Below are 22,551 nucleotides of genomic sequence, written 5' to 3'. Positions count from 1 at the left end.
TCGAATCGGGCCGTGGCTGGCCGCGTCGACGCCCGGGGCGATCTGGACGGGCGTGGTTTCCAAACGCATCGTTCCGAGTCGGCGGCGTTACGGTGGAGCCGGGTGGCCGCGCTGGTCGCGGTGCTGCCGCTGTTCGGGCAGAGCTTCCACTATGTGAAGGATCTGGCCCCGCTCTGGGCGCTGTCCAAGGTGTTTCCGATCGTTTCGCTGCCACTGGCCTTCTTTCTGCTGGCCGGCGATCGGCCGACCGCGGCGCGGCAGGTGTTGATCAGCTGCGTCTGGCTGACGCTGGTGCCGACGTTCGTCGCGATCGGGACATTCCAGCAGACGTTCTTCATCGGGCTTGCAGCACAGATAAAGCTGTTGCCGCTCCTGTATTTCTTCTCGTTCCTGGGGTTTCTCCGCTGGTTGCGGCCGACGATGCGCGAGGTGGCCGCCGGATTTCTCATCTGTGCGGCGATCACCGCGCTGATCCTGCTGCTGCTGTGGGCGGCGGCGCCGCAATCCTGGTACAAGAGCCATTACGTCACCGGTGAATCGCCGATCCTCAGCAACGACAACCGCGGCAACCGCATCCGCATGCCGATGTATTTCGGCCTGATCGGTATCTTCTACTGCTATCGGCGATTTTTCGTCACCCGGCGACCCATCTGGTTCGTGCTGGCAGGGATCGGTTTCGCCATGGCAATGGGGATCGTCCGGACACGATCGACGGTGCTCGGGCTTGCGGCGGTGGGCGCGATCACCGCGTTCGCGGCGGCATCACCGCGGGTGCGCGTGGCCCTGATCGCGCTGATCCCGGTCGCGCTCGCCGCGCTGTTCTCGGTCCCCTATGTCGCCTCCGTATTCAGCACCGACTCGAGTTCCGGGTTCGACGTCCGCTGGATCAGCACGATCAAGGCGATCAGTTTCCTCGGCACCGATCCATTGCGCTGGCTGTTTGGCGTCGGGACGATCAGTCCGGTCGATCCAGCCGGGCTGATGACTTATTTCAACCACTTCTTCTTTCTGGCCGATATCACATGGGTCGGCGTGGTGTTCGAATATGGTCTGTTCGGCGCCGCCCTGATCCTGGCGATCCCCGTCCGCGGCCTCTTCCTGGTGCGGCAGGCGCGGGGCGGTGGGGAGGATCCGTTCCTCGGCGCGTTACAGGATTACCTGCTATACGCTGTGCTGATCTCCGAACTTTATCCGATGACGCTGGCACCGGGCGAATTCACCGTGATCCTGGCGATCGCGGTGTTCGCGATCGAGCAACGCCGGCGACCGATGGTTGGTCAGTGAGCCGGCGGCGGATCACGTGCGCTGCCGCGCTTGCCACGCTGCTGGTGACGGGGTCCTGCCTGCCGGCAACCGCGACATCCGATTCGGGCGACCCGATCGCGATCACCGTCGACGTGAACGCGGAGCGCCATCCGATCAGTCCGCTGATCTACGGCGTCAGCTTCGGCGATGCCGCAACGCTCGCAGACCTCCGGGGTCCGGTGAACCGGGCGGGCGGCAATAGCGCGTCGCTGTACGACTGGCGGAGTGAGGCAAGGAACGCGGGGCGCGACTGGTATTTCGAAAGCCTGCCGATCGCGCCCGACGATCGCTCGCAATACGGCACGCGGTTCGTCGAGCGATCGCGGGCTGGCGGCGCCGCGGCGATGCTGACCGTGCCGATGACGGGTTGGGCGGCAACGCTCGGACCGGACGGCGGCAAGCGCGCCAGCTTCGCACTCTCGCGGTACGGCGCGCAGGAGACGCACGATGGCAACGGGTTCGCCGATGCCGGCAATGGTCTGCGGCCCGATGGCACGCCGATTACGGGCAACGATCCGACCGACGCCGCACGCCGCACGAACCGGGACGAGCAGCAAGATTGGGTGAGGAGCCTGGTCGCGCGCTGGGGCAGCGCGGCGGACGGCGGCGTGCGCTTCTACGCGATGGATAACGAGCCGAGCCGGTGGCACGATATCCACCGCGACGTTCGGCCGGTCGGTCTGCATGCCCGCGAGCTGGCGGCGATGGTCGTCGACTATGCCAAGGCGGTGAAGGCGGTCGATCCGTCGGCGCGGATCGTCGCGCCGGAGGAATGGGGCTGGAACGGCTATCGCTACAGCGGCTTCGACCAGCAGATCGGCGATGCGCACGGCTATGACGATCTGCCCGACCGTCGCGACCAGACCGGCGGCATGGACGTGCTGCCGTGGTTGTTGACGCAGTGGCGTGCAGCCGGGCATCCGGTCGATGTCGTCAGCGTGCATTACTATCCGCAGGGCGGCGAGTATCGCGAGAATGGCGACGATGTCTCGCCGAGAATGCAACGCCTGCGCAACCGATCCACGCGGTCGCTTTGGGACCCGGAGTACCGCGATACGAGCTGGATCGACGACAAGATCATGCTGATCCCCCGGCTCCGCGAGTGGGTGTCGCGCTATTACCGCGCAGGGACGCCGCTTGCGATCACCGAATATAACTGGGGCGGCGAGCGTCACATGAACGGCGCGACCGCACAGGCGGACATTCTCGGGATCTTCGGACGCGAGGGGCTCTACATGGCCAATCGCTGGGTCGCGCCGGCACGGGGGACGCCGACCTATCTGGCGATGAAACTCTATCGGAACTACGACGGACAGGGCGCAGGTTTCGGCGAGACGAGCGTTGCCGCACGATCGCCTGACCCAGATGCGGTCGCGACGTTCGCCGCGGTTCGCGCGCGGGACGGGGCGCTGACGATCGTCGCCATCAACAAGCGACTCGATCGCGTGACCCCGGTCGTGCTGTCGCTTGCGGGCTATGGCCTTGCGGGAACCGTCGAAGGAGCGCGGCTCGCGCGCGGGACGCTGGCACCGCTGGCCACCGCACGGTTCGAGGCCGGCCGTTTCTCCGCCACACTTCCCATGCAGAGCGTCACGATGTTTGTCCTGAAACCCACGACTCTTGGCAAAAAGCATGGTCGCTGAACGTCTTGGCCGGCTGAAAGCGCAGTATGGCGGGTCGCTGGTCACTACCGGCACGCGCCTGATCGACCTGCCGTTCCGCTACGGCATGCATCTGTTGATCGCGCTCAGGCTGCCGCTCGATCAGGTCGGTGCGTTCTATATCGTCTTCGGTACGATCACCTTTGCGGCCGGGCTTGGCCGCCTTGGGATCGACCGCGCGCTGACGCGGGAAATGGCACGCGCGCTGGCACGTGGCGATACGAACAGCGCCCGTCGGGCAATGGTCCGCGCTTTCGTTCTGGTCGCGCTGGCTTCGTTGGTTGTCAGTGCGGTGATCGCCGCGATCGCGTGGCCGCTGGCAACGATGGTGCTGCACAAGCCGGACATGGTGCCGCTGTTCATGATCGGTGCGCTGATGGTGATTCCGCAAAACCTGACCAACGTCGCGGCCGGTGCGCTGGCGGGGCTGCACCGGGTGACGTTGAGCCAGACGGTCTACACATGGCTGTGGCCGGCGGTGTTCTGCGCGACGGCCGTGCTGATGCCGATGAGCGACGCGCATGCGCTGGGCGCGATCACGTTCGGCATGACCGTGGCGATGCTGATCGGTGGCACGATCCTGCTCCGGTCGGTGCCCGCCAAGGACGATGCCAGCGACGCTGTGCCGATCCCGCCCCCCGCTCTCTTCAGGACGGGCCTGTCGCTGTTCAGCCTCGAACTGGTCCAGCTGCTGATCAGCGCTGCGCCGACGTTCGTGCTCGGTATCGTTGCGCCGACCGAGGCGGCAGGCCTGTATTCGATCGCTTGGCGCGTGGTGCTGGTGATCTACATGTTCGTCGGCGGCGTCGCGTCGATGGTATCGCCGCGGTTCGCGCGCCTGTACGCGCTCGATGACAGGGAGGGGCTGAAGCGGGAAGTCGCGCGGGCGCTCGGGTATGCACTTGCCTTGTCGCTGTTGCCGATCGCGCTGATCACGATCGAATCGTCGCGTATCCTCGCCCTGTTCGGGCCGAACTTCGTCGTCGCCACCTCGACGTTGCGGATCCTGATCGTCGGTCAGCTTGCGGCGACGATTTCGACGACGACCCCGGAATTGCTGGGGATGACCGGCTACGCGACATCGTTGTTCAAGATCAACATCCTCGCGCTGATCGCGCTGATCGTCGGGCTGGCGTTGCTGGCTCCGCCGCTCGGGGCCGACGGCGCCGCGCTGGCGGTGTCGTTGACGATGGTGGTGAACGCGATCAGCGTGACGATCGTCGCAAAGCGGCGCTTCGGCTTCGTACCGCTTGGCGCGCTCTATGCGATGGTGCGCGGTCGCGAGAGCCACGCCGCGGCACCGGCAACACCGTGATCGAGCGGCGTCCAGTCGATCTGGAAAACCGCATCGGCACGGGTAGGGTCGAGCCGGATATCCTGCGCCCATAGTCTCACCAGCGACGGCGGAATCGCGGGCGGCAGCCGGCCGGTCTTTTCGGCGAGCTTGAAGGGCACGGCCAGCAGCTTGGTTTCGAGTTTCAGGCGCCAACCCGGGACGCGCGCGACAGGGACCGCGCCGAGCGCACGCGCGAAGGCGAAGAAATAGCTGTTCCAGTCGGGTGCGCCGGGCATCGCCAGGTTGAACGCGCCCCTGTCCGCCATGCGCACCGCGGCAAGGATCGCGGCGACGACGTCGTCGATATGGACGAGGTTGCTGCAGCCATCGCCGCCGGCGCCGAGATCGCCGATCCGGCGGGCGTTGAGCAGGTCCGCGATGCGCGTCGTCCACTGGCCGCTGCCGGGACCGTAGATGCAACCGGGGCGAAGCAGCGCGAGGTTCTGGCACGCGGCGAGACACTGCTCGGCCTTCGCCTTCGCCGCGGCGTATGCGCCGGTGTCGGCAAGCAGCGGGGCGTCTTCGGCGATTCGGCCGACCGCCGAGCCGTAGACCGCCATCGAACTCAGGTGGACGATCCGGCGCGACCCGGCGGTCGCCGCAACCGCCCCGGCGTTGGCGAGGATCGTGGGCGCGGCACCGACGACCGCGTTCACCACCGCGTCGATACCGTCGAGCGCGGACGCAAGCGACGAACGATCCGTGGCATCGAGCAGGACCCGCTCGACCGATCCGCCCGATTTTACCCGGCGAACCCCCGCCACCGGGATCGCCCAGTCGGAGGCGTCGAGCGCATCGATCACGCGACGACCGACAAATCCGTCGGCACCCAGCACCAGAACCCGCATCATGCGACCAACTCTGTGAGGCGATCGGCAAGACGAAGCGCGAGCGCCACCGCGGTCAGCGTCGGATTCGCCTGGCTCGATGTCGGAAAGACGGCGGCGCCGGCCACATGCAGGTTTGCGATCCCATGGACGCGGCAGTCGGCATCGACCACGCTATGTCGCGGATCGTCGCCCATCCGGGCCGTACCGATATGATGGCCGCCATACGCGCCGTAACGGGTCATCTCGGTCTCCACATCCTGGGGATCATAGTCGAAATGCCCGCAGCCCGAGCGATCGAGATCTTGCGCCAACAAGGCGAGGGCCGTCTGGACGGTGGTCACGTCGCCTCGCGTGTAGCGCCAGTCGACCGCGAGCCGCGGCACGCCCCACGCATCGCGATCGCTGCCCAGGCGGACGCGACTGTCGCGGTTCGGCTCCTGCTCGGCATGGAAATCGAGGCTGAAGCTGCCGTTGCGGGGACGGACGATGATCGAGGGATATTTGCGGCCGGCCAGCTTGCGGCCGACGAGCATGCCGCCGGCAAAGCGCAGGACGCCCACTGGATCGCGGATGATGTTTGCCATGTGCCGAACGGTGCCCGCGGCGCCGGCGGGGTCGGCATCGTCGAGTCGTTTGCGATATTGGCGTGGGACCAGCAACCGGCCGAGATACAAGGCCGACAATATCCCGGTGCCGTGCCGCGCATCGGCGATCCGCGGGTGATGCAGCCGCGCGACGAAGTTGCCGATGCGATGCGCGCGCTGCGCCGCAGGGTCGAGCGCGAACCGGCGGCGGCAATAGGTGCCGTCGTCGGCGACGTCATAGCCGTGCCAGACCGCCGACTCACCGCCGGCGGCGACAAAGATGCCTATCGTTCCGGCGATGTGGCACATGTAATAGCGGCCGAGGACATCGTGTGCGTTGCCGATGCCGTTCGGATGAACCTTGCTGCTTGCCAACATCAATCGCGTGGTCTCGAGCCCGCCCGCGGCGAGCACGACATGGTCTGTGGCCACCGCGATTCTTGCGCCGCTCGCACTGCGGACCGCCAGACCTGTGACGACGCCGCCAGCGGTGTCGGTCTCGATATCGGTGACGGCTGCATTGAGGACCAGCGTGATTCGCGGCGAGGCGTGCAATCGCTCGCGATAGCGTCGGCCGAAGTCCGTCGGGCAGCTGAACCGTTCCAGGGTATCGGTCGAAAAATCCTTGCCGGCGAAGTCGGCGATCATCGGCCGCGTCGGTCGATCGAACGCGCTATCAACCGTGTACGCGAATTCGCCTGCTTCGCAGAGTCGGTTCGCCTGCGGGTAATAGGCGGCGAGCGCGCCTGCCTCGACCGGCCAGCCGCTGTTCGGGATCCAGTCGCGATCCTCGAAGTCGATCGGATCGAACGGCATGCAGCGGCCGCCCCAGATCGTCGACGATCCCCCCAGGCGCCGTTCGCGATATTCATCGAGCGGACTGTGCATCGCCGGATTGGCGACCGAGCCGCGGTAATGATCCTGGCTGTCGTCGGTCCTGTCGGTGCCGCCGGCCTCGAGCAGCAGGACGTCGATTCCCCGATCTGCGAGCGTGAGCGCCAGGGCGATCCCGACCGGCCCGGCCCCGACGATGCAGATCGTCGCCGACAACGCTGCCGTGTCGAGGATATCATTTGCGTCAGTGATCATGCATGGCGCCTATCGAACAAATGCTTAGCGCAGGTTAATCGGAAACACGGGACGATCATGAGGACAGTCACCGTGCGGTCGTGTCAGGAAAATATTAATTCCCCGACTCTAGCGTGCGTTGACAGTGACTTGCCGTGTCACATCCTTGCCGTAGGGATACGGCGTTACACGATTCGCTTGGGACACGACAATGGAACAACAGTCGGGCGATAGATGGGCTTCGCCTGACCAGCAGACTCCGGCGCCCTATACCGGCGTCGAGCGCAGGCGTCGGACGCCGCTGCTGAGCATGCGACTGCGGGATTTCACGGTCGACGAATGCGTCGACTATATGCTGACGACTCCCAGGTCCGCTCGAGACGGGGTCGGACTGTTCGTTACCCCGAATATCCAGCATGTCGCCGCGATGCGATCCGATCCCGAGTTCGCCGCGGCGATGCAGGGCGCGCAGATCATCGTGTGCGACGGGTTCCCGGTCTTCCGCTACGCGCAGATGCGGGGGCAGTCGCTACCTGGCCGCGTCACGGGCCGCGACGTGGTCGCGCGCATGATGGCGGACATGTCTCGCCTCGAAGGGCACCGCGTCTTCCTGATCGTCGACACGCAGGAAACGGCGACCGCAATCCGCGACTGGCTCGCCGCACTCGCGCCGACGTTGGCCGTCGAGACGCTTGTGCCACCTTTCGGCTTCGGCAACGATCCGGCCTATTGCGCGGATCTGGTCGGGCGGATCGGCGCGTTCGGAACCACGCTGCTCTTCCTGTGCGTCGGTGCGCCGCAAAGCGAAGTCTTCGTCCATCGCTATCGGGCGCTTTTGACGCCGTGCTGGGCACTGTGCGTGGGGCAGTCGTTCAAGATCGTTCTCGGGATCACCGCGATGCCGCCGGCGCTGATGGTGAAGCTCAATCTCGAATGGCTTTGGCGGATCATGCTCGAACCCAAGCGCATGATCGCGCGCTATGGGCCAAGCAGCGTCGGCTTCCTCGCGTCGGTCCTGACCGATTTGCGGCGGCGGCGATGACGGGACCGGGGTTGGGGCGAGGGCGGCATCCGCCGCCGCGCCATCGGAAGCTACATCGTTATTCCGGCGGGCCGAAACGAACGGCACGTGCGACACGACATTTATCAAGGGCGTTATGATGGAAGAACAGCTTCGCAAGATCCTCGGCGACGTCGGCGGGCTTGCAGTGCCTGCGGCGGGCCTCACGTCGGATCAGGACCTGTTCGAGGCGGGTTTGACGTCGTTCGCCACGGTGACCGTCATGCTGGCGATCGAGGAGGCCTTCGAGGTCGAATTCCCGGACGACCTGCTCAACCGGGCGACGTTCCGCAGCCTTTCCTCGCTGCGTCGGGTCATCGCCTCCCTGCAGGGCGACGATCATGCTGCATGATCCTGCGTTCCCCGCTGCCGGTGTGAACGATGCGGTCGAGCGTGTCGTCGCTGTCGCGGCGGCGCATGCGGATGCCGTGGATCGCGACGGGCGCTTCCCGGCGGAAGCGGTCGCCGCGCTCCGCGCGGAGGGTTTGCTCGGCATGATGGTGCCGGTCGAACTGGGCGGGTTCGGCGCGACGATGGCGACGATCGCCGGGCATGCGCAACGGCTCGGCGGCGCGTGCGGATCGACGGCGATGATCTTCGCGATGCATCAGATCCAGGTTGCATGCGTGCTCGAATATGGCCTGGACCACGACTGGTATCGTGATCTTGCGCGTCGCATTGCCGTGGATCAGATGCTGGTCGCGTCGATCACGTCCGAGGTCGGGACCGGCGGGGACATGCGCTCCAGCGTCTGCGCGATCGAGGTTGCGGACGGGCGGTTCACGCTTACCAAGCAGGCGCCGACGGTATCTTACGGCGCGTATGCCGATCTGTTTCTCGTCACCGCGCGCGCAGGGCCGGATGCCGCGCGATCGAACCAGGTGCTCGTCGCCGTTCCGGCGGCCGAGTGCACGATGACATCGACCAGCGGCTGGGATCCGCTCGGCATGCGCGGGACGTGCAGCACGGGCTTCACCTTCGCCTCGTCCGGGACGGCCGACCAGATCCTGCCCGCCGACTTCGCCGATATCGCGGCAGAGACGATGACGCCGGTGTCGCACATGCTCTGGGCCGGGGTGTGGACGGGGATCGCCGCCGATGCCGTGAGCCGCGCGCGGACCTTCGTGCGGGCCCAGGCCCGGAGCCAGCCGGGGACGATCCCGCCGGGTGCGGGACGGTTGATGAAGGCGGTCGGCTTGCTCGAATCGATGCACGGCCGGATCGCCGACCTGCTCGCACGCTACGACGCCAGCCATGCGCTCGGTTCGGATCGCGTGGTCGTCTCCGAGGACGAGGCTGGCTGGCCGTCTGGCATGGTCCGCGCGACGACGCTCAATATGCTGAAGCATGACGTGTCGGAAATGTGTCACGAGGCGGTGCTGCAGGCGATGCGGATCTGCGGGATGGCGGGATACAAGAACGGTACCGAATACAGCGTCGGCCGTAACCTGCGCGACGTGCTGTCGGCGCAATTGATGATCAACAACGACCGTATCGCGACCAACACCGGCGCGATGCTGTTGGCGCAGCGATCCGCGCTGGGGAGACTCTGATGGACATGCAGACCGGTTTTCGCGAGCGACTGATCGCCGAAGGGATCGTGTTTCCGACCGGGGTCGACGGGCTTTGGGGACGGAGCGCTACGTTCGAGCGTATCTATGCGGGCCTGGAAGCCAAGATCACCCGATTGGGTGCCGCCGACGGCGCGGAGACCATGCGGTTTCCGCCGGCGATGGCCCAGGCCACGTTCGAAAAGAGCGGCTATATGAAGAACTTCCCGCATCTCGCGGGCAGCGTGCACTGCTTCTGCGGCGACGATCGCGCGCATCGTGCGCTGCTCGGCCAGATGGAGCGTGGCGAGAACTGGCTGGAGGGGCAGGAACCCGCCGAGATCGTGATGACCCCGGCGGCCTGCTACCCGGTCTACCCGATCGTCGCCGGACGTGGGCCGCTCGGGGCCGACGGCCATCTCGTCGACGTCGAATCCTATTGCTTCCGACACGAGCCGTCGCTCGAACCGACCCGGTTGCAGCTTTTCCGGATGCGCGAATATGTCCGCATGGGCACCGCCGATCAGGTGCTGGCGTTCCGCGAACGATGGATCGAGCGCGCGCAGAGCTTCGTCGGCGATCTCGAACTACCGTTCACGGTCGATATCGCCAACGACGCGTTCTTCGGTCGTGCGGGCAAGTTGATGGCCGACAGCCAGCGGGCCCAGACGCTGAAGTTCGAATTGCTCATTCCGGTGAACGACGCTCTCGAACCGACCGCGTGCCTGAGCTTCAATTACCATATGACTTATTTCGGCGATACCTGGGGGATGCGGACCGCCGATGGCGACGCCGCGCAGACCGCGTGCGTCGGGTTCGGCATGGAGCGTCTCACGCTGGCGTTGTTGCGCCATCACGGCTTTGCTATCGACAGTTGGCCCGCCGGCGTGCGCGAGACGCTCTGCCTGGGTTGAGAGATGATGCTTGGGGGGGCATCGGCATATGCACAATCATCTGATGCGGTCGACCGCGTTCCGGTCGGACAGCGGCGCGTGACGCCGATCTTCTTCGAGGGTCGCTTCGGCTGGTTGCACGATGCGGCGCCCCGCGATCCGTCGCGGGTACCGCCGCTGGGTGTCGTTCTTTGTCCGGCCTTCGCGCAGGAGGAGATATGCTCGCACTACGGGCTGATGCTCCTGGCCGACCGGCTTGCCGCGGCGGGCATGCCGACGTTGCGGTTCGATTATGGCGGCACCGGTGACAGCGTCGACGACCCGGTCACGCTGGCGGGATTCGAGCACGACGTCGTCCGCGCGGTCGACTGCCTGCGCCAGCAATGCGGGGTCGGCCCCGTCGTCCTGGCCGGGCTCAGGCTGGGAGCGGCAGTCGCGGTGCGCGCGGCATCGCGGATCGAGGGCGTGCACGGCCTCGCGATGCTGGCGCCGGTGATCGCGGGGCAGGCGTTCCTGCGCGAAACACGCGCGGCGGCGAGCGTGTCCAGCCTGGCCCTGCTCGACCCCGTTCCGAAACAGGATGCGGACAAGCCACTCAACACCAATGGTTTTCACTGGAGCAGTGCGTTTCAGCGCGAGATCGCGGCGATCGACCTCGTCCAAACGCCGCCCGCCGCGCCGAACGTCCTGCTGGCGACCATCCGTTCGGATCGCCGCGGCGCCGCCTTCTGCACTCTGTTGCGCGATGCGGGGACGCACGTGACCGAACGGCCGTTCGCCGATTACGAAGCGTTCGTCCGCGATCCCACCACGCACGAAATGCCCGAGGCGACGTTCGCGGCAGTCGAAGCGTGGCTGGTCGAACTGCGCGATGCGGACCGCCGGGTTCCGGTTTCGTTGTCGACGCCAGCGCCGGTCGCGATCGGCGCGACTCTCGTCGAGCGCGGCTATGAGGAAGTGCCGATGCGGTTCGGGCCGGACTCGCGCGTCTTCGGCATGCTCTGCCGGCCACCCGCGACGTCCGGGACCGCTGCCGCACCGATTGCGGCATTGCTGCTACATGAGGGGAGCAGCCACCATATCGGCAATGGTCGCGCCTATGTCGCGCTCGCGCGGCAACTCGCTGCTGCCGGGATCGCGTCGCTGCGCGTCGATCTGACGGGCATGGGCGACAGCCCTGCCGGCGACAATACCCGCAGTCCGTATTTCGATCTCGAACGCCAGTGCGAGATCCATGCCGCGATCGATGCGCTGGAAACCGCGGGCTATCCGCACGCGTACGCGTTCGGTTTGTGCTCGGGCGCGGATGCCGCGTTCCAGATCGGCCTCGCCGATCCGCGCGTCGTCGGCATTGTGATGGTCAACCTCCAGAAATTCGTCTGGCGCTACGGCGACGACCTGCGGATCGTGGCGCGCAACAGCAAGCGGACGATCCGATCCTATGTGCGGTCGATGCGCAATCCCGCGGAATGGCGGCGGGCGTTGAGCGGCAAGGCAGATCTCATCGGGATAGCGCGCGTGCTGGCGCACCGAGGGCTCACCCGCGGTGTTCATGCCGTGCGCAGCCTCATGCCACCGAAGCCCGGCTCGGACAGTGCGCGGGTGCGCGACCAGATGCGCCAGCTGTCGGCGCGCGGCGTCGCCACGCTGCTCGTGTTCAGCGACGACGACACCGGGCTGGCCGATGTGGCCATGCATTTCGGCCGCGGCGCCCGTCGCCTGAAGACGTACGGCCCTGCGCGGATGGTGGTGTTCGACGATGCCGACCATCACTTCAATGGAAGCCGGGTGCGCGAACGGTTCCACCAGTTCGCCGAGACGATCATGCGCGATGCCGTCGCCGCGCTTCCGGGTGCCGCCCGGTGAGGCCTGCATGACCGTCGACCGACGCATTCGGGCAGTCGACGACCTGCCTGATCCGGTCGGGTCGCTCGACGATCGGCGCACTCTGCGCCTGCGCACTTATCTGCTTCTGGCGGTCCTGGACCTCGCCGCGATCGTCGGGGCGTTCGGTATCGCCAACCTGCTGCGGTTCGACGACCTGCTCGCCCGTCCTGGCGCCAATGTTCTCTTCGCACTGCTGCCGACCTATTTTGCCATCGTCGCCGAGCGCCGGCTTTACTCCGCGACGTTCTTCATCAGCTGGCGGCGCAACGCCTTTGCCGCGATACGATCGTTCGGCACCGCGCTGGTCGCGGTCCTGCTGCTCGCGTTTTACCTCCAGGCCGAATTGCAGATGTCGCGCACCGTCGTTTCGATCGGCGGCATGCTCGGTGCGGGCGCGCTCGTGCTGACCCGCGGGGGCGTCCATTACTGGATGATGCGGATCACCGGCGGCGAGACGGTGAGCACGTTGGTCGTGACCGATCGCACGCGGATCGCGACGACCGGGGCGGCCGTGGTGGTCGATGCGGAGGATCTCGGGATCCGGCCGGGTATCGGCGCTCCGCAGATGCTCAACCGGTTCGGGCTGCTCGTCCGCCGTGCCGAGCGGGTCGTCATCGCCTGTCCGCCGGATCATCGGGAGGGCTGGGCGATGCTGCTGCGCGGTGCCAATGTTCAGGGTGAGATCGTCGTCACCGAACTCGCCGCGCTGGGGACGTTGCGCGCGTCCCGCTATGCCGGACAGCCGACGCTGGTCGTTTCGGTCGGCCCGCTCGATCTGCGGAACCGGGTTCTGAAACGCGGGTTCGATCTGTCCGTTGCGCTGGTGGTGGCCATGTTCGCCAGCCCCGTTCTACTGGTGGCCGCCGTGGCGATCCGGCTCGACAGCAAGGGGTCGATACTCTTTCGCCAGCCGCGGATGGGACGCGGCAATCGACTGTTTTCGATGTACAAGTTTCGCAGCATGCACGACGATCTCTGTGACGTGGACGGCAACCAGTCGACCAGCCGAGGCGATCCGCGCGTCACGCGCGTCGGTCGGGTCATCCGGCGGTTGAGCATCGATGAACTGCCGCAGATTCTCAACGTGCTGCGTGGTGACATGAGTATCGTCGGTCCGCGTCCGCATGCGCTGGGCAGTCTCGCTGGCGAACAGCTTTTCTGGGAAGTCGATGGCCGCTACTGGGATCGCCACGCGATCAAACCGGGGATTACCGGCCTCGCCCAGATCAGCGGCTTCCGCGGCGCGACCTCGCAGGCTTCCGATCTCGAAGGGCGGCTGGACGCCGATCTCGCCTATATGCGCGGATGGACGATCTGGCGCGACCTGCGGATATTGCTGGCAACGACGCTCGTCCCGTTCCATCGCCACGCGTTCTGAAGCGTGGAGTCACGAGACGCGGCGTCAGGGAATACCGCGGCCTGCAGAGCCCGGTGCCCTAGACATGTACTACCCGATCATCTCGATCGAGGAAGAAACTGGTGCTGCCGGTGAGGATTGAACTCACGACCTCAGCCTTACCAAGGATGCGCTCTACCACTGAGCTACGGCAGCACTCGCTGGCATCGCTGCCGGCGGAGTGGGGCTAAGAGACGAGGGCGCGATGATTGTCAAGGCACGGCGCCGCAATGTAGGGCATATTTATGGATGATCGGGATCGAAAAGCGGCGGAGAAGGCCGAACGCATGGCCGCCGCGCTGCGCGAGAACCTGCGGCGCAGGAAGGCGCAGGCGCGCGCCGTCGGGGCTGCGCCTGCGACCAAGGATAAGTCTTCTAGCTGACCGCCCTTAAGACAATGGGGCGCATTTGGCGGTGAGCCAGGCGCGATCCTCCGCGTCGGTCATTTCCGGCGCCAGCACCGCCAGCACCTGCGCGTGATAATCGTCGACCCATTGGCGCTCTTCCGCGGTCAGCAACGCCGGCTCGATCAGCGTGCGCTCGATCGGGCAGAAGGTGAGCGTCTCGAAGCCCAGCATTTCGCGGTCGGCGCCGGGAATCGTGCGCGGCTCGATCAGGATCAGATTCTCGATGCGGATGCCGTATTCGCCAGCCTTGTAATAGCCCGGTTCGTTCGACAGCATCATGCCGGCGCGCAGGGGCTCCATCGCCGCGCCGCCGGGATAGTTGGGCGAGGCGATCCGCTGCGGGCCCTCGTGCACCGCGAGGTACGCGCCGATGCCGTGGCCGGTGCCGTGTGCGAAATCGAGGCCGGCTTCCCACAGCGGACGGCGCGCGAAGGCGTCGATCTGGCCACCCATCGTCCCGTCAGGAAAGACCGCGGTGGCGATGCCGATATGCCCCTTCAGGACGCGCGTGAAACGGTCGCGCATCTCTTCGGTCGGGTCGCCGATCGGCATGACGCGGGTGACGTCGGTGGTGCCGTCCGCATATTGGCCGCCGGAGTCGATCAGGTAGAGCTGGCCGGGTTCGATCGGCGCGCTCGACTCCTCGGTGACATGGTAATGGGGGCTCGCGCCGTGCGGACCGGTCGCCGAGATGGTGTCGAACGAGGTGTCCTTCAGCAGGCCGGTCTGTTCGCGGAAGTCGAGCAGCTTGGCGGCGGCACTGAGTTCGGTTTGCCCCCCCTTAACGCATTCGGTTTCGACCCAGCGCAGGAAGCGCGCGAGCGCAGCACCGTCGCGGGCGGACGCAGCGCGGTGGCCGCTTATCTCGACCGGGTTCTTGATCGCCTTGGCGAGGACGACGGGATCGCGCAGCGGCAGGATCTTCGTGCCGCCCGCTTGCAACGCCTGCGTTATCGCCGCGACCGCGCGCTCGGGATCGGCGGCGACGCGCTTGCCCGCGTAGGTGGCGAGCGCGTCGGCGAAGGCGGTGCGGTCGTGCAGGCGGACCGCGTTGCCCAGATGCTGGCGAACCGTATCGTCGAGCTTGTCGGGGGCGATGAACAGGTCGGTCGTGCCGTCCGCGCCGACGATCGCATAGGACAGCGCGACGGGCGTGTGATCGACGTCGCCGCCACGGACGTTGAGCGCCCACGCGATCGAATCTAGCGCGGAGAGAATGACCGCGTCGGCATTCTGCTCGGACAGCCAGTCGGCGATCTTCGCACGCTTTTCGGCAGACGAGGCACCGGTGAACTCGTCCGGCTGAACCGTCAGCTTCGCCGGCGAGGGGGCGGGGCGGTCGGTCCAGATCGCATCGATCGGGTTGGTCCCGACCGCGACCAGCGTGGCGCCGCGCTCGGCTAGCGCGGTGGTGGCGTCGGCGACCCAGGTGCCGGTGTGCAGCCATGGGTCATAACCGATCCGACCGCCCTCGGGGGCATGCTTGCCGAGCCACGCGGCGGGGCTGGTCTGCGGCACGGGCTCATAGTCCCACTGCGCGCCATCGACCTGCTCGCGGACCTGGATCGTGTAGCGGCCATCGGTGAAGATCGCCGCACGGTCTGCCAGCACGACCGCCGTGCCGGCGGAACCGCCGAACCCCGTGAGCCAGCCGAGGCGCTGCGCGTAGCCGCCGACATATTCGCTCATATGCTCGTCGGTGAGCGGGATCACAAAGCCGTCGAGGTTCGTGCTAGCAAGCCGGGTGCGAAGGGCGGCGAGGCGGTCGGTCAGGGTCGGCATGGGACGGATCTCTGATCTGAAATGGCGTGTGTTCGGGGCAGGCGATAGCAGAGCGGCAGGTTTCGAGCGATCCCGAACGCCGGCTTGGTTCTTGGTGGGGTCAGGGCGGAATAGCGGAAGTATCTGAAGAGAAGACGGCCACCTCGAGGATGGTCTGGGCCTTCTTTTTAGTTGTCCGTGAACAGGCATCGGCCATGATGCCAGCATGACAAGTTCCCAGCGTTCAGGCCGTGCTAGCGCTAGCCGAGTGCATTGGCTGCTTGGGGCATTGATCGCCGCCGTGCTCGCGCTGATGATCGCCATCATGCTCCACAACGCTGGACCCGATCGCCTGAGCATTCTGCAACCGAGCGGTTCGGGTGCCGACCTGTATTTCGCAAGCTCGGCGCACCGCTTGGTGCAGGTCCGCCAACCGACTTCCGCCATGTCGACCAGGACGGCATGGTGAGTGACCATGCGTCGGGTACCTACCGCGTACTGCATACCCGCGAGGATGTGTTCGGCTATTATCGCGCCGGCCTGTCGACGGGCTGGACTGACCTCGCCCGCATCGTTGGAAACGCTGATCTATTATCACGAGGCGCTTTGCAGCGGCGCGGCGATCGTGACCATTACGCCGCGGTGCGCCGGCTCGAAGTGCACCGTTTTCGCCGAGGTGACCCGCTGATGACCGATCGAAGTGGCTCGACGCCCGATGCCAGCCGCCAAGCTGGTGCGCGCGATATGATCCGTGGCGTATTCGCGATCGCGATCGCGCTCATCCTCGCCGGATGCAGCCGCAATACGGGCGGTCCTCTCGACCCCGTGGAGGCGCCAGGCGTTCAACTATCGAAGGATGCGAGGGGCAATCGGACTGCCACGGTGCAGGCAGGCGCGGTATCGGCGAAAGCATCGGCCCGCTGGTCGGATACTGGCGGACAGTCTGCAATGCTTGTCTATACGAACCACGGCGCAAGAGCCGTCCGCATCGAACTCGGTTCGTTGGCGATGTCTGGCCCGGCGGGCGAAGCTGTGGTCATGTCCGCAGCCGACGTTACGAACGTCGATCTCGTCGACACGCGAACGGACAACGACGACGCTTGCGTTATCGTGCAGCGCGACGACAAGGGCGTGGCCCGTGGCAGTTTCGACCTACCCCCAGGCGCGAAGCGACGTGTCGATGCTCAACTCAGCCCGTTCTCCAACATGAAGGCGGCCGCGACGGGGAACGAAGTGACGCTCCGAGTGCCCATGCCAAGCGCCTCGCGAACGATCGGATTCGTCGCGCGCCGTCCGTCCCTGCTGCCTTTCTGATTTCCTCTCGTTGACGTCTGGGTCTCGCGACCAATCGGCGGACGTTGGCTTCCACACCCGGCAAGGCTAACACACCGGCATGACCACGCCCCCCATCGCCGAACAGCGCCCGCACAGCTTCACCACGCACGGCGTAACGATCGAGGATCCCTACGCCTGGCTGAAGGATCCGAACTATCCGGAGGTCGATGACGCCGACGTGCTGGCGTATCTCGCCGCCGAGAACGCGTATTTCGAAGAGCAGATGGCGCCGCATACCGCGCTCACCGACACGATCTACGAAGAGATGAAGGCGCGCATCAAGGAGGATGAATCCTCGGTGCCGCAGAAGGATGGCGACTGGCTCTACTGGACTGCGTACGAGACTGGCGGTCAGTACAAGAAATGGTGGCGGAAACCCGTTGCGGGCGGTGACGACGAGCTGTTGCTCGACGAGCCGGCGTTGGCGGAGGGGCACGAGTATTTCCGGCTCGGCGCGTTCTCGGTCAGCAACGACGGGCGCTATCTCGCCTATGCGATCGACGACAATGGGAGCGAGCGGTTCGAGGTTCGGGTCAAGGACCTGGATACCGGCGAGCACCTGCCCGACGTGATTCCGGGGATGCTCAGCGAGATCGTCTGGACCGCGGACGATGCGGGGTTCCTGTACGGGCTGGCAAACGAGCAGTGGCGGACGGACAATGCGCGGTTCCACCGGTTGGGGACGCCGATCTCCGAGGACGTCGTGCTGTTCCACGAGGAGGACGAGGGCTTTCGCGTCGGCGTCGGCGAGACGAGTTCGCGCAAGTGGATCGTGATCGCGACCAGCGACCATGTCACGAGCGAACTGTATCTGCTGCCGGCGCACGAGCCTCTGGCCGTGCCGATCCTCGTTTCGGCGCGTAAGGTGGGCCGCGAATATGATGTGGACGAGCATGACGGGACGCTGTTCATCCATACCAACGACGTCGATCCGAACTTCCGGCTGTGCACTGCGCTGGTCGAGGAGCCGGATGCGTGGAGCGAGCTGATTCCGGCCTCGCCGACGTTCTATATGACCGGCGCGGAGTGTTATCAGGACTTCTTCGTGGTCGATGGGCGCGAGGACGGGTTGGATCAGATCGCGATCCACCGGTACGAGACGCCGACCGAGGGCAAGCGCATCGATTTTCCCGAGGCGAGCTATGTCGCTGGGCTGGGGGATAATCCCGAGTACGACATGACGGTGTTGCGGCTTGGGTATGAGTCGATGGTCACGCCGGGGACGGTATATGATTACGACGTCGATACCGGCGAGCGGACGATGCTCAAGGTGCAGGAGATCCCGAGCGGCTACGACGCCGCGAAATATGCGACCGAGCGGCTCAAGATCACCGCTCGGGACGGGACCGAGATTCCGGTTTCGATCGTGTATCCGGCGGGGTTCGTTCGCGATGGGTCGGCGCCTTTGTTCCTCTATGCGTATGGCGCGTACGGCTATGCGATCCCGCCGGGCTTCTCGACGGGCCGCATGAGCCTGCTCGATCGCGGGTTTGCCTATGCGATTGCGCATATCCGCGGCGGCGATGATCTGGGCCAGCAATGGTATCTCGATGGCAAGCTGGAGAAGCGCGCGAACACCTTCAACGATTTCGTCGATGTGGCGAAGGCGCTGGTCGACGCGCAGTGGACGTCGGCGGGGAAGATCGCGATCGCCGGGCGGTCTGCCGGTGGCGAGCTGATGGGGGCGGTGGTCAATTCCGATCCCGAACTGTGGGGCGCGGTAATCGCGGACGTGCCGTTCGTCGACGTGCTGAACACGATGCTCGACGAGAGCCTGCCGCTGACGCCGGGCGAGTGGCCGGAGTGGGGTAATCCGATCGAGGACGAGGCTGCGTTCAAGCTGATCCGGTCGTATTCGCCGTACGACAACGTGAAGGCGCAGGCTTATCCGCCGATGTTCATTTCTGGCGGCCTTAACGATCCGCGCGTGACCTATTGGGAGCCGGCGAAGTGGGCGGCCAAGCTGCGGCTGATGAAGACCGACGACAATGTGCTGCTCCTCAAGACCAACATGGGTGCGGGGCATGGCGGCAAGTCGGGGCGGTTCGAGTCGCTGCGCGAGGGCGCGGAGGAACACGCGTTCGTACTGTGGCAGCTGGGCGTCGCGGGGTGAGCCGGTTCACGCTCTCGATCACCGCTGAAGGTGAGGATATCGATGAACTGGGGCACGTAAACAACGCGGTCTGGGTGCAGTGGATCCAGGCCATCGCGACTGCGCATTGGGAGGCTGTGGCGCCTGCCGAGCATAAGCTGGCGTATGTGTGGGTCGTGACGCGGCATGAGATCGATTACCGCGGGAGTGTTGTCGCGGGGGAGACGGTCGTTGGCGAGACGTGGGTCGAGGGGGCGCCGAAGGGGGCTCGGTTTGATCGGCATGTTCGGTTTTTGGGCGATGATGGGAAAGTGAAGCTGGAGGCGGTTACGACCTGGGCTTTGCTGGATCGGGCGACCGGGCGGTTGATGCGGGTGCGCGAGGATGTCGCTGCGCCGTTTTACTCCTAGTCCCTCGCCCCTCCGGGGAGAGGGAGGGAGCGACGCAGGAGCGGAAGGGTGAGGGGTGTGAGGCTCGGGACGTTCATCCCAACGCCCCTCTCCCTTCCCACCGCAAGCGCGGCGGGCCCCTTCCCTCTCCCCGGAGGGGCGAGGGAGTTTTTAGCCGCTGTTTCTCAGGGCGGTGGCGATGGCGTTGATGGATAAGAGGATGCCTTCGCCTATCCGCGGGTCGTCCTCGCCGGCGCGGCGGCGTTTTATGAGTTCGATCTGGAGGAGGTTTAGCGGCTCGATATACGGCAGGCGGAGGCGGATCGAGGCGTCTAGGGCGGGGTGCTTTTCTAGCAGGCGGGACTGGCCTGTTACCGTGAGAAGCCCGTCGTGGGTCTGGTGCCAGCCGTCGCGGATCGTGGTGAAGATCTCGCGGAGCTTGTCGTCCTCGACGAGCCCGGCATAGCGTTCGGCGATGCCGATGTCGGACTTGGCGAGCACCATCTCGAGGTTCGCCAGCGCGGAGGCGAAGAGCGGCCAGCCTTGCGCCATGTCCTTCAACAGCGGCTTGTCTTCGAAATCGGCGATTGCGCGACCGACCCCGTACCAGCCGGGGAGCATGACGCGTGCCTGCGCCCAGCTGAACACCCAGGGGATCGCACGGAGGTCCTCGATCCGGTCGGACTTGGTGCGGCTGGCGGGGCGGCTGCCGATCTTGAGGCCGGCGATCTCGGCGATCGGCGTCATCTGGCGGAAGAAGGTGCGGAAGCCTTCCGTATCGTAGACCAGGTCGCGGTAGCTGTGGAATGCGGTGTCACTGAGCGCGTCCATTGCGGCGGAGAAGCTGGCGTTGTCGGCGTTGGAGAGGCGTTCGGGTTCGAGGCTCGCGAGCAGCGTGGCCGACGCGATCGCCTCTAGGTTAGTCATCGCGGCGTCGCGCGTGCCGTATTTGGCGGCGATGACTTCGCCCTGTTCGGTGATGCGGATGCGGCCCTGGACGGTGCCCGAGGGCTGCGCGCGGATCGCGCGGAACGCCGAACCGCCGCCGCGCCCGACTGCGCCGCCGCGGCCGTGGAACAGCTGCATGCCGACGCCGGCCGCGGCGAAGACGGGTTTGAGCGCGGTCGAGGCTTTCGAGAGCTGCCAGGTGGAGGTGAGGTAGCCGCCGTCCTTGTTGCTGTCGGAATAGCCGATCATCACTTCCTGATGGCCGCGCGCCTTCGAGATGGTCGCGATTTCAGGGAGTGCGAACCAGGCGGTCATGACGGCGGGGGCGGCTTCGAGATCGCCGATCGTCTCGAACAGCGGGACCGCCATGATCGCTGCCGTCGGCGTGTCGCCGGGGCGGTAGAGGCCGACTTCCTTGAGCAGGAGGTTCACTTCGAGCAGGTCGCTGACCGACTGCGCCATCGAGACGATGTAGTTGGTGATGCATGCAGGACCGTAGGCGGCGTGCGCGTCGGCGGCGGCCTGGACGATCGCGAGTTCGCCGGCAGTTTCCTCCGAATATTCGGCGAAGCGCGAGGTAAGCGGGCGGGCGTTGGCGAGCTCGCGGCGGAGCAGCGCGACGCGCGCGTCTTCGTCGAGCGACAGGTAATCATCCTCGACGCCGGCGACTTTCAGCAGTTCGGCGACGACGCGTTCGTGGACGGCGCTGTTCTGGCGGAGGTCCAAGGTGGCGAGGTGGAAGCCGAACGTCTCGACCGCGCGGATCAGCCGGCCGAGCGCGCCGCCGGTCTTCAGCGCGATGCCCAGGCCATGCGCGAGCGTGACGAGGTCGGCGCGGAAGTCAGCGGGGTTGGCATAGGGCTCGCCGACGAGACGGCCGGGGCGGGGGGCGTGCTTGCCGGTGAGTGCGTCGTGCGTCGCGGACAGGCGAGCGTAGATGCCGGAGAGCGCGCGGCGATAGGGCTCGTCGCTGCGGCTGGCGGCATCGTCGCCGCTGGCGTCGGCGAGCGCCTGCACCGCGGCATCGGCGGGGGCGTGCTCGGTCGAGATCGAGAGCTCGGCGCCGAGTGCGTGCACTGCGTCGCAGTAATAACCGAGTACGGCTTCGCTCGCCTTCGACAGCGCGGTCTTGAGCGAGTCCGCGGCGACGTACGGGTTGCCGTCGCGGTCGCCGCCGATCCAGCTGCCGGGGCGCAAGAAACTGGGGGTGCGTTCGCCGAGTGCGCGGTCCCAGCGCTGGTAGAGCGCGGGGAGCGCGGGGAGGAACACGTCGCGCAGGTAGCTGAGCGCGGTGTCGACTTCGTCGGTGACGTAGAGGCGGTCACGGCGCAGGACGCGGGTTTGCCAGAGCAAAGCGATCTGGCGGAGGATCGCGTCGTCGACGCTGTCGCCATCGGGCGTGGTGTCGCGGCCGAGATCGCGCAGGCCCATCAGCTCGGCGATGCGGTTGCGGTGGTCGATCATGCTTTTGCGGCGGACTTCGGTCGGATGCGCGGTGAGCACGGGGGCGATCAGCGCGTGGTCGAGCAGCGTACGGATCTGCGCTCGGTCGATGCCTTCGGATTCGAGTTGTGCGATCGCGGAGGCGAGGTCGGCGCCGTCCTCCGCCGCGATGCCCTGGCGGTCCTCGGCGAGATTGGCGAGCATCGAGAAGAGCATGAAGCCGCGGACGAAATCGAGCGTCTCGTCGAGGCTGAGCTTTTCGAGGCTGAGATCGACAGCAGTGTTGTCCGCGGCCTTGCCTTCGGAAACGTCACGATGGCGCTCGACGGAGGCCTTGCGGATCGTTTCGGTAGCCTCGAACAGACGCTCACCGCCATAGGCGCAGATGACGTCGCCGAGCAGTTTGCCCAGGAAACGTATGTCGGAATTGTTCGCGATTGCGGGGAGGCTTGCCATGGGGCCTTGCTGCGCTGCGGCAGGGATCAGGTCAACTGGGTTTGGTATCGTAAAGGAGTGAGTTCGAATGAAAAACGCTGATCACGTGTAATTTAATGTCGCTTATCTTCTCCCGTCATCCTGACGAAAGTCAGGATTCAGAGCCGATAA

At 66.0% G+C, this 22,551-nt stretch carries 18 protein-coding genes and 1 tRNA gene; 14 read left to right on the top strand and 5 right to left on the bottom strand.

What is annotated here, in order from left to right; genetic code table 11:
- Positions 1–12 precede the first annotated feature (12 nt).
- The 3 genes from O6Y00_RS06730 to O6Y00_RS06720 are packed head-to-tail and all read left to right on the top strand — an operon-like array spanning position 13 to position 4,281.
- Positions 13–1,284, top strand: a complete 1,272-nt coding sequence (locus O6Y00_RS06730; protein ID WP_353441827.1) for a hypothetical protein — start codon at positions 13–15, stop codon at positions 1,282–1,284.
- Positions 1,281–2,948 (top strand): glycoside hydrolase family 44 protein, encoded by a 1,668-nt coding sequence (locus O6Y00_RS06725; protein ID WP_353441826.1) that lies wholly within the window; start codon positions 1,281–1,283, stop codon positions 2,946–2,948. The genes O6Y00_RS06730 and O6Y00_RS06725 overlap by 4 nt, the downstream gene beginning before the upstream one ends.
- A complete protein-coding gene (locus O6Y00_RS06720) occupies positions 2,938–4,281 on the top strand; it encodes an oligosaccharide flippase family protein (protein WP_353441825.1) in 1,344 nt (447 codons plus the stop codon). The genes O6Y00_RS06725 and O6Y00_RS06720 overlap by 11 nt, the downstream gene beginning before the upstream one ends.
- On the opposite strand, the gene O6Y00_RS06715 is transcribed toward O6Y00_RS06720, so the two are convergent.
- Positions 4,227–5,153: an NAD-dependent epimerase/dehydratase family protein gene (locus O6Y00_RS06715; protein WP_353441824.1), complete on the bottom strand. Its 927-nt coding sequence runs from the start codon at positions 5,151–5,153 to the stop codon at positions 4,227–4,229. The genes O6Y00_RS06720 and O6Y00_RS06715 overlap by 55 nt on opposite strands.
- The gene (locus tag O6Y00_RS06710; RefSeq protein WP_353441823.1) at positions 5,150–6,805 is read right to left on the bottom strand and encodes a GMC family oxidoreductase; all 1,656 of its coding nucleotides are present in this window, start codon (positions 6,803–6,805) and stop codon (positions 5,150–5,152) included. The genes O6Y00_RS06715 and O6Y00_RS06710 overlap by 4 nt, the downstream gene beginning before the upstream one ends.
- Positions 6,806–6,995: 190 nt before the next feature.
- On the opposite strand from O6Y00_RS06710, the gene O6Y00_RS06705 reads away from it, so the two are divergent.
- The 6 genes from O6Y00_RS06705 (at position 6,996) to O6Y00_RS06680 (ending at position 13,552) form a co-directional block, all read left to right on the top strand.
- Positions 6,996–7,826, top strand: coding sequence for a WecB/TagA/CpsF family glycosyltransferase (locus O6Y00_RS06705; RefSeq protein WP_353441822.1), 831 nt, complete (start codon positions 6,996–6,998; stop codon positions 7,824–7,826).
- Positions 7,827–7,944: 118 nt separating this feature from the next.
- Entirely contained in the window at positions 7,945–8,196 is a 252-nt protein-coding gene (locus O6Y00_RS06700; RefSeq protein WP_353441821.1) for an acyl carrier protein, read from the top strand.
- Positions 8,186–9,397 carry an acyl-CoA dehydrogenase family protein gene (locus tag O6Y00_RS06695; RefSeq protein ID WP_353441820.1) on the top strand — a complete coding sequence of 404 codons (1,212 nt, stop codon included), beginning with the start codon at positions 8,186–8,188 and terminating at the stop codon, positions 9,395–9,397. Before O6Y00_RS06700 ends, O6Y00_RS06695 begins: the two co-directional genes overlap by 11 nt.
- On the top strand, positions 9,397–10,308 hold the full coding sequence (locus O6Y00_RS06690) for an amino acid--[acyl-carrier-protein] ligase (protein WP_353441819.1): 912 nt from the start codon (positions 9,397–9,399) through the stop codon (positions 10,306–10,308). The genes O6Y00_RS06695 and O6Y00_RS06690 overlap by 1 nt, the downstream gene beginning before the upstream one ends.
- A gap of 78 nt (positions 10,309–10,386) precedes the next feature.
- Entirely contained in the window at positions 10,387–12,153 is a 1,767-nt protein-coding gene (locus O6Y00_RS06685) for an alpha/beta fold hydrolase (protein WP_353441818.1), read from the top strand.
- Positions 12,154–12,160: 7 nt separating this feature from the next.
- A complete protein-coding gene (locus O6Y00_RS06680) occupies positions 12,161–13,552 on the top strand; it encodes a sugar transferase (protein WP_353441817.1) in 1,392 nt (463 codons plus the stop codon).
- Between the two features lie 99 nt (positions 13,553–13,651).
- Here O6Y00_RS06680 and O6Y00_RS06675 read toward each other — a convergent pair.
- A tRNA-Thr gene (locus O6Y00_RS06675) sits at positions 13,652–13,726 on the bottom strand.
- A gap of 89 nt (positions 13,727–13,815) precedes the next feature.
- On the opposite strand from O6Y00_RS06675, the gene O6Y00_RS06670 reads away from it, so the two are divergent.
- Entirely contained in the window at positions 13,816–13,953 is a 138-nt protein-coding gene (locus O6Y00_RS06670; protein ID WP_353441816.1) for a hypothetical protein, read from the top strand.
- Between the two features lie 6 nt (positions 13,954–13,959).
- On the opposite strand, the gene O6Y00_RS06665 is transcribed toward O6Y00_RS06670, so the two are convergent.
- Positions 13,960–15,759: an aminopeptidase P family protein gene (locus tag O6Y00_RS06665; RefSeq protein ID WP_353441815.1), complete on the bottom strand. Its 1,800-nt coding sequence runs from the start codon at positions 15,757–15,759 to the stop codon at positions 13,960–13,962.
- 247 nt (positions 15,760–16,006) lie between these two features.
- Between O6Y00_RS06665 and O6Y00_RS06660 the strand changes: the two genes are divergently transcribed.
- From O6Y00_RS06660 to O6Y00_RS06645, 4 genes are all read left to right on the top strand, one after another.
- Positions 16,007–16,207: a hypothetical protein gene (locus O6Y00_RS06660; protein ID WP_353441814.1), complete on the top strand. Its 201-nt coding sequence runs from the start codon at positions 16,007–16,009 to the stop codon at positions 16,205–16,207.
- Positions 16,204–17,052, top strand: coding sequence for a hypothetical protein (locus O6Y00_RS06655; RefSeq protein WP_353441813.1), 849 nt, complete (start codon positions 16,204–16,206; stop codon positions 17,050–17,052). Before O6Y00_RS06660 ends, O6Y00_RS06655 begins: the two co-directional genes overlap by 4 nt.
- A 79-nt stretch (positions 17,053–17,131) precedes the next feature.
- A complete protein-coding gene (locus tag O6Y00_RS06650; RefSeq protein WP_353441812.1) occupies positions 17,132–19,186 on the top strand; it encodes a S9 family peptidase in 2,055 nt (684 codons plus the stop codon).
- Positions 19,183–19,575, top strand: a complete 393-nt coding sequence (locus O6Y00_RS06645) for an acyl-CoA thioesterase (RefSeq protein ID WP_353441811.1) — start codon at positions 19,183–19,185, stop codon at positions 19,573–19,575. Before O6Y00_RS06650 ends, O6Y00_RS06645 begins: the two co-directional genes overlap by 4 nt.
- Before the next feature lie 150 nt (positions 19,576–19,725).
- Here the strand turns inward: O6Y00_RS06645 and ppc are convergent, their stop codons facing one another.
- The gene (gene ppc, locus O6Y00_RS06640; protein WP_353441809.1) at positions 19,726–22,401 is read right to left on the bottom strand and encodes a phosphoenolpyruvate carboxylase; all 2,676 of its coding nucleotides are present in this window, start codon (positions 22,399–22,401) and stop codon (positions 19,726–19,728) included.
- Positions 22,402–22,551 lie beyond the last annotated feature (150 nt).

The organism is Sphingomonas faeni (assembly GCF_040407565.1).
Lineage (GTDB): Bacteria > Pseudomonadota > Alphaproteobacteria > Sphingomonadales > Sphingomonadaceae > Sphingomonas > Sphingomonas faeni_F.
The sequence above is the reverse complement of the archived record's forward strand: the minus strand, read 5'-3'. Positions and strand labels throughout refer to the sequence as shown.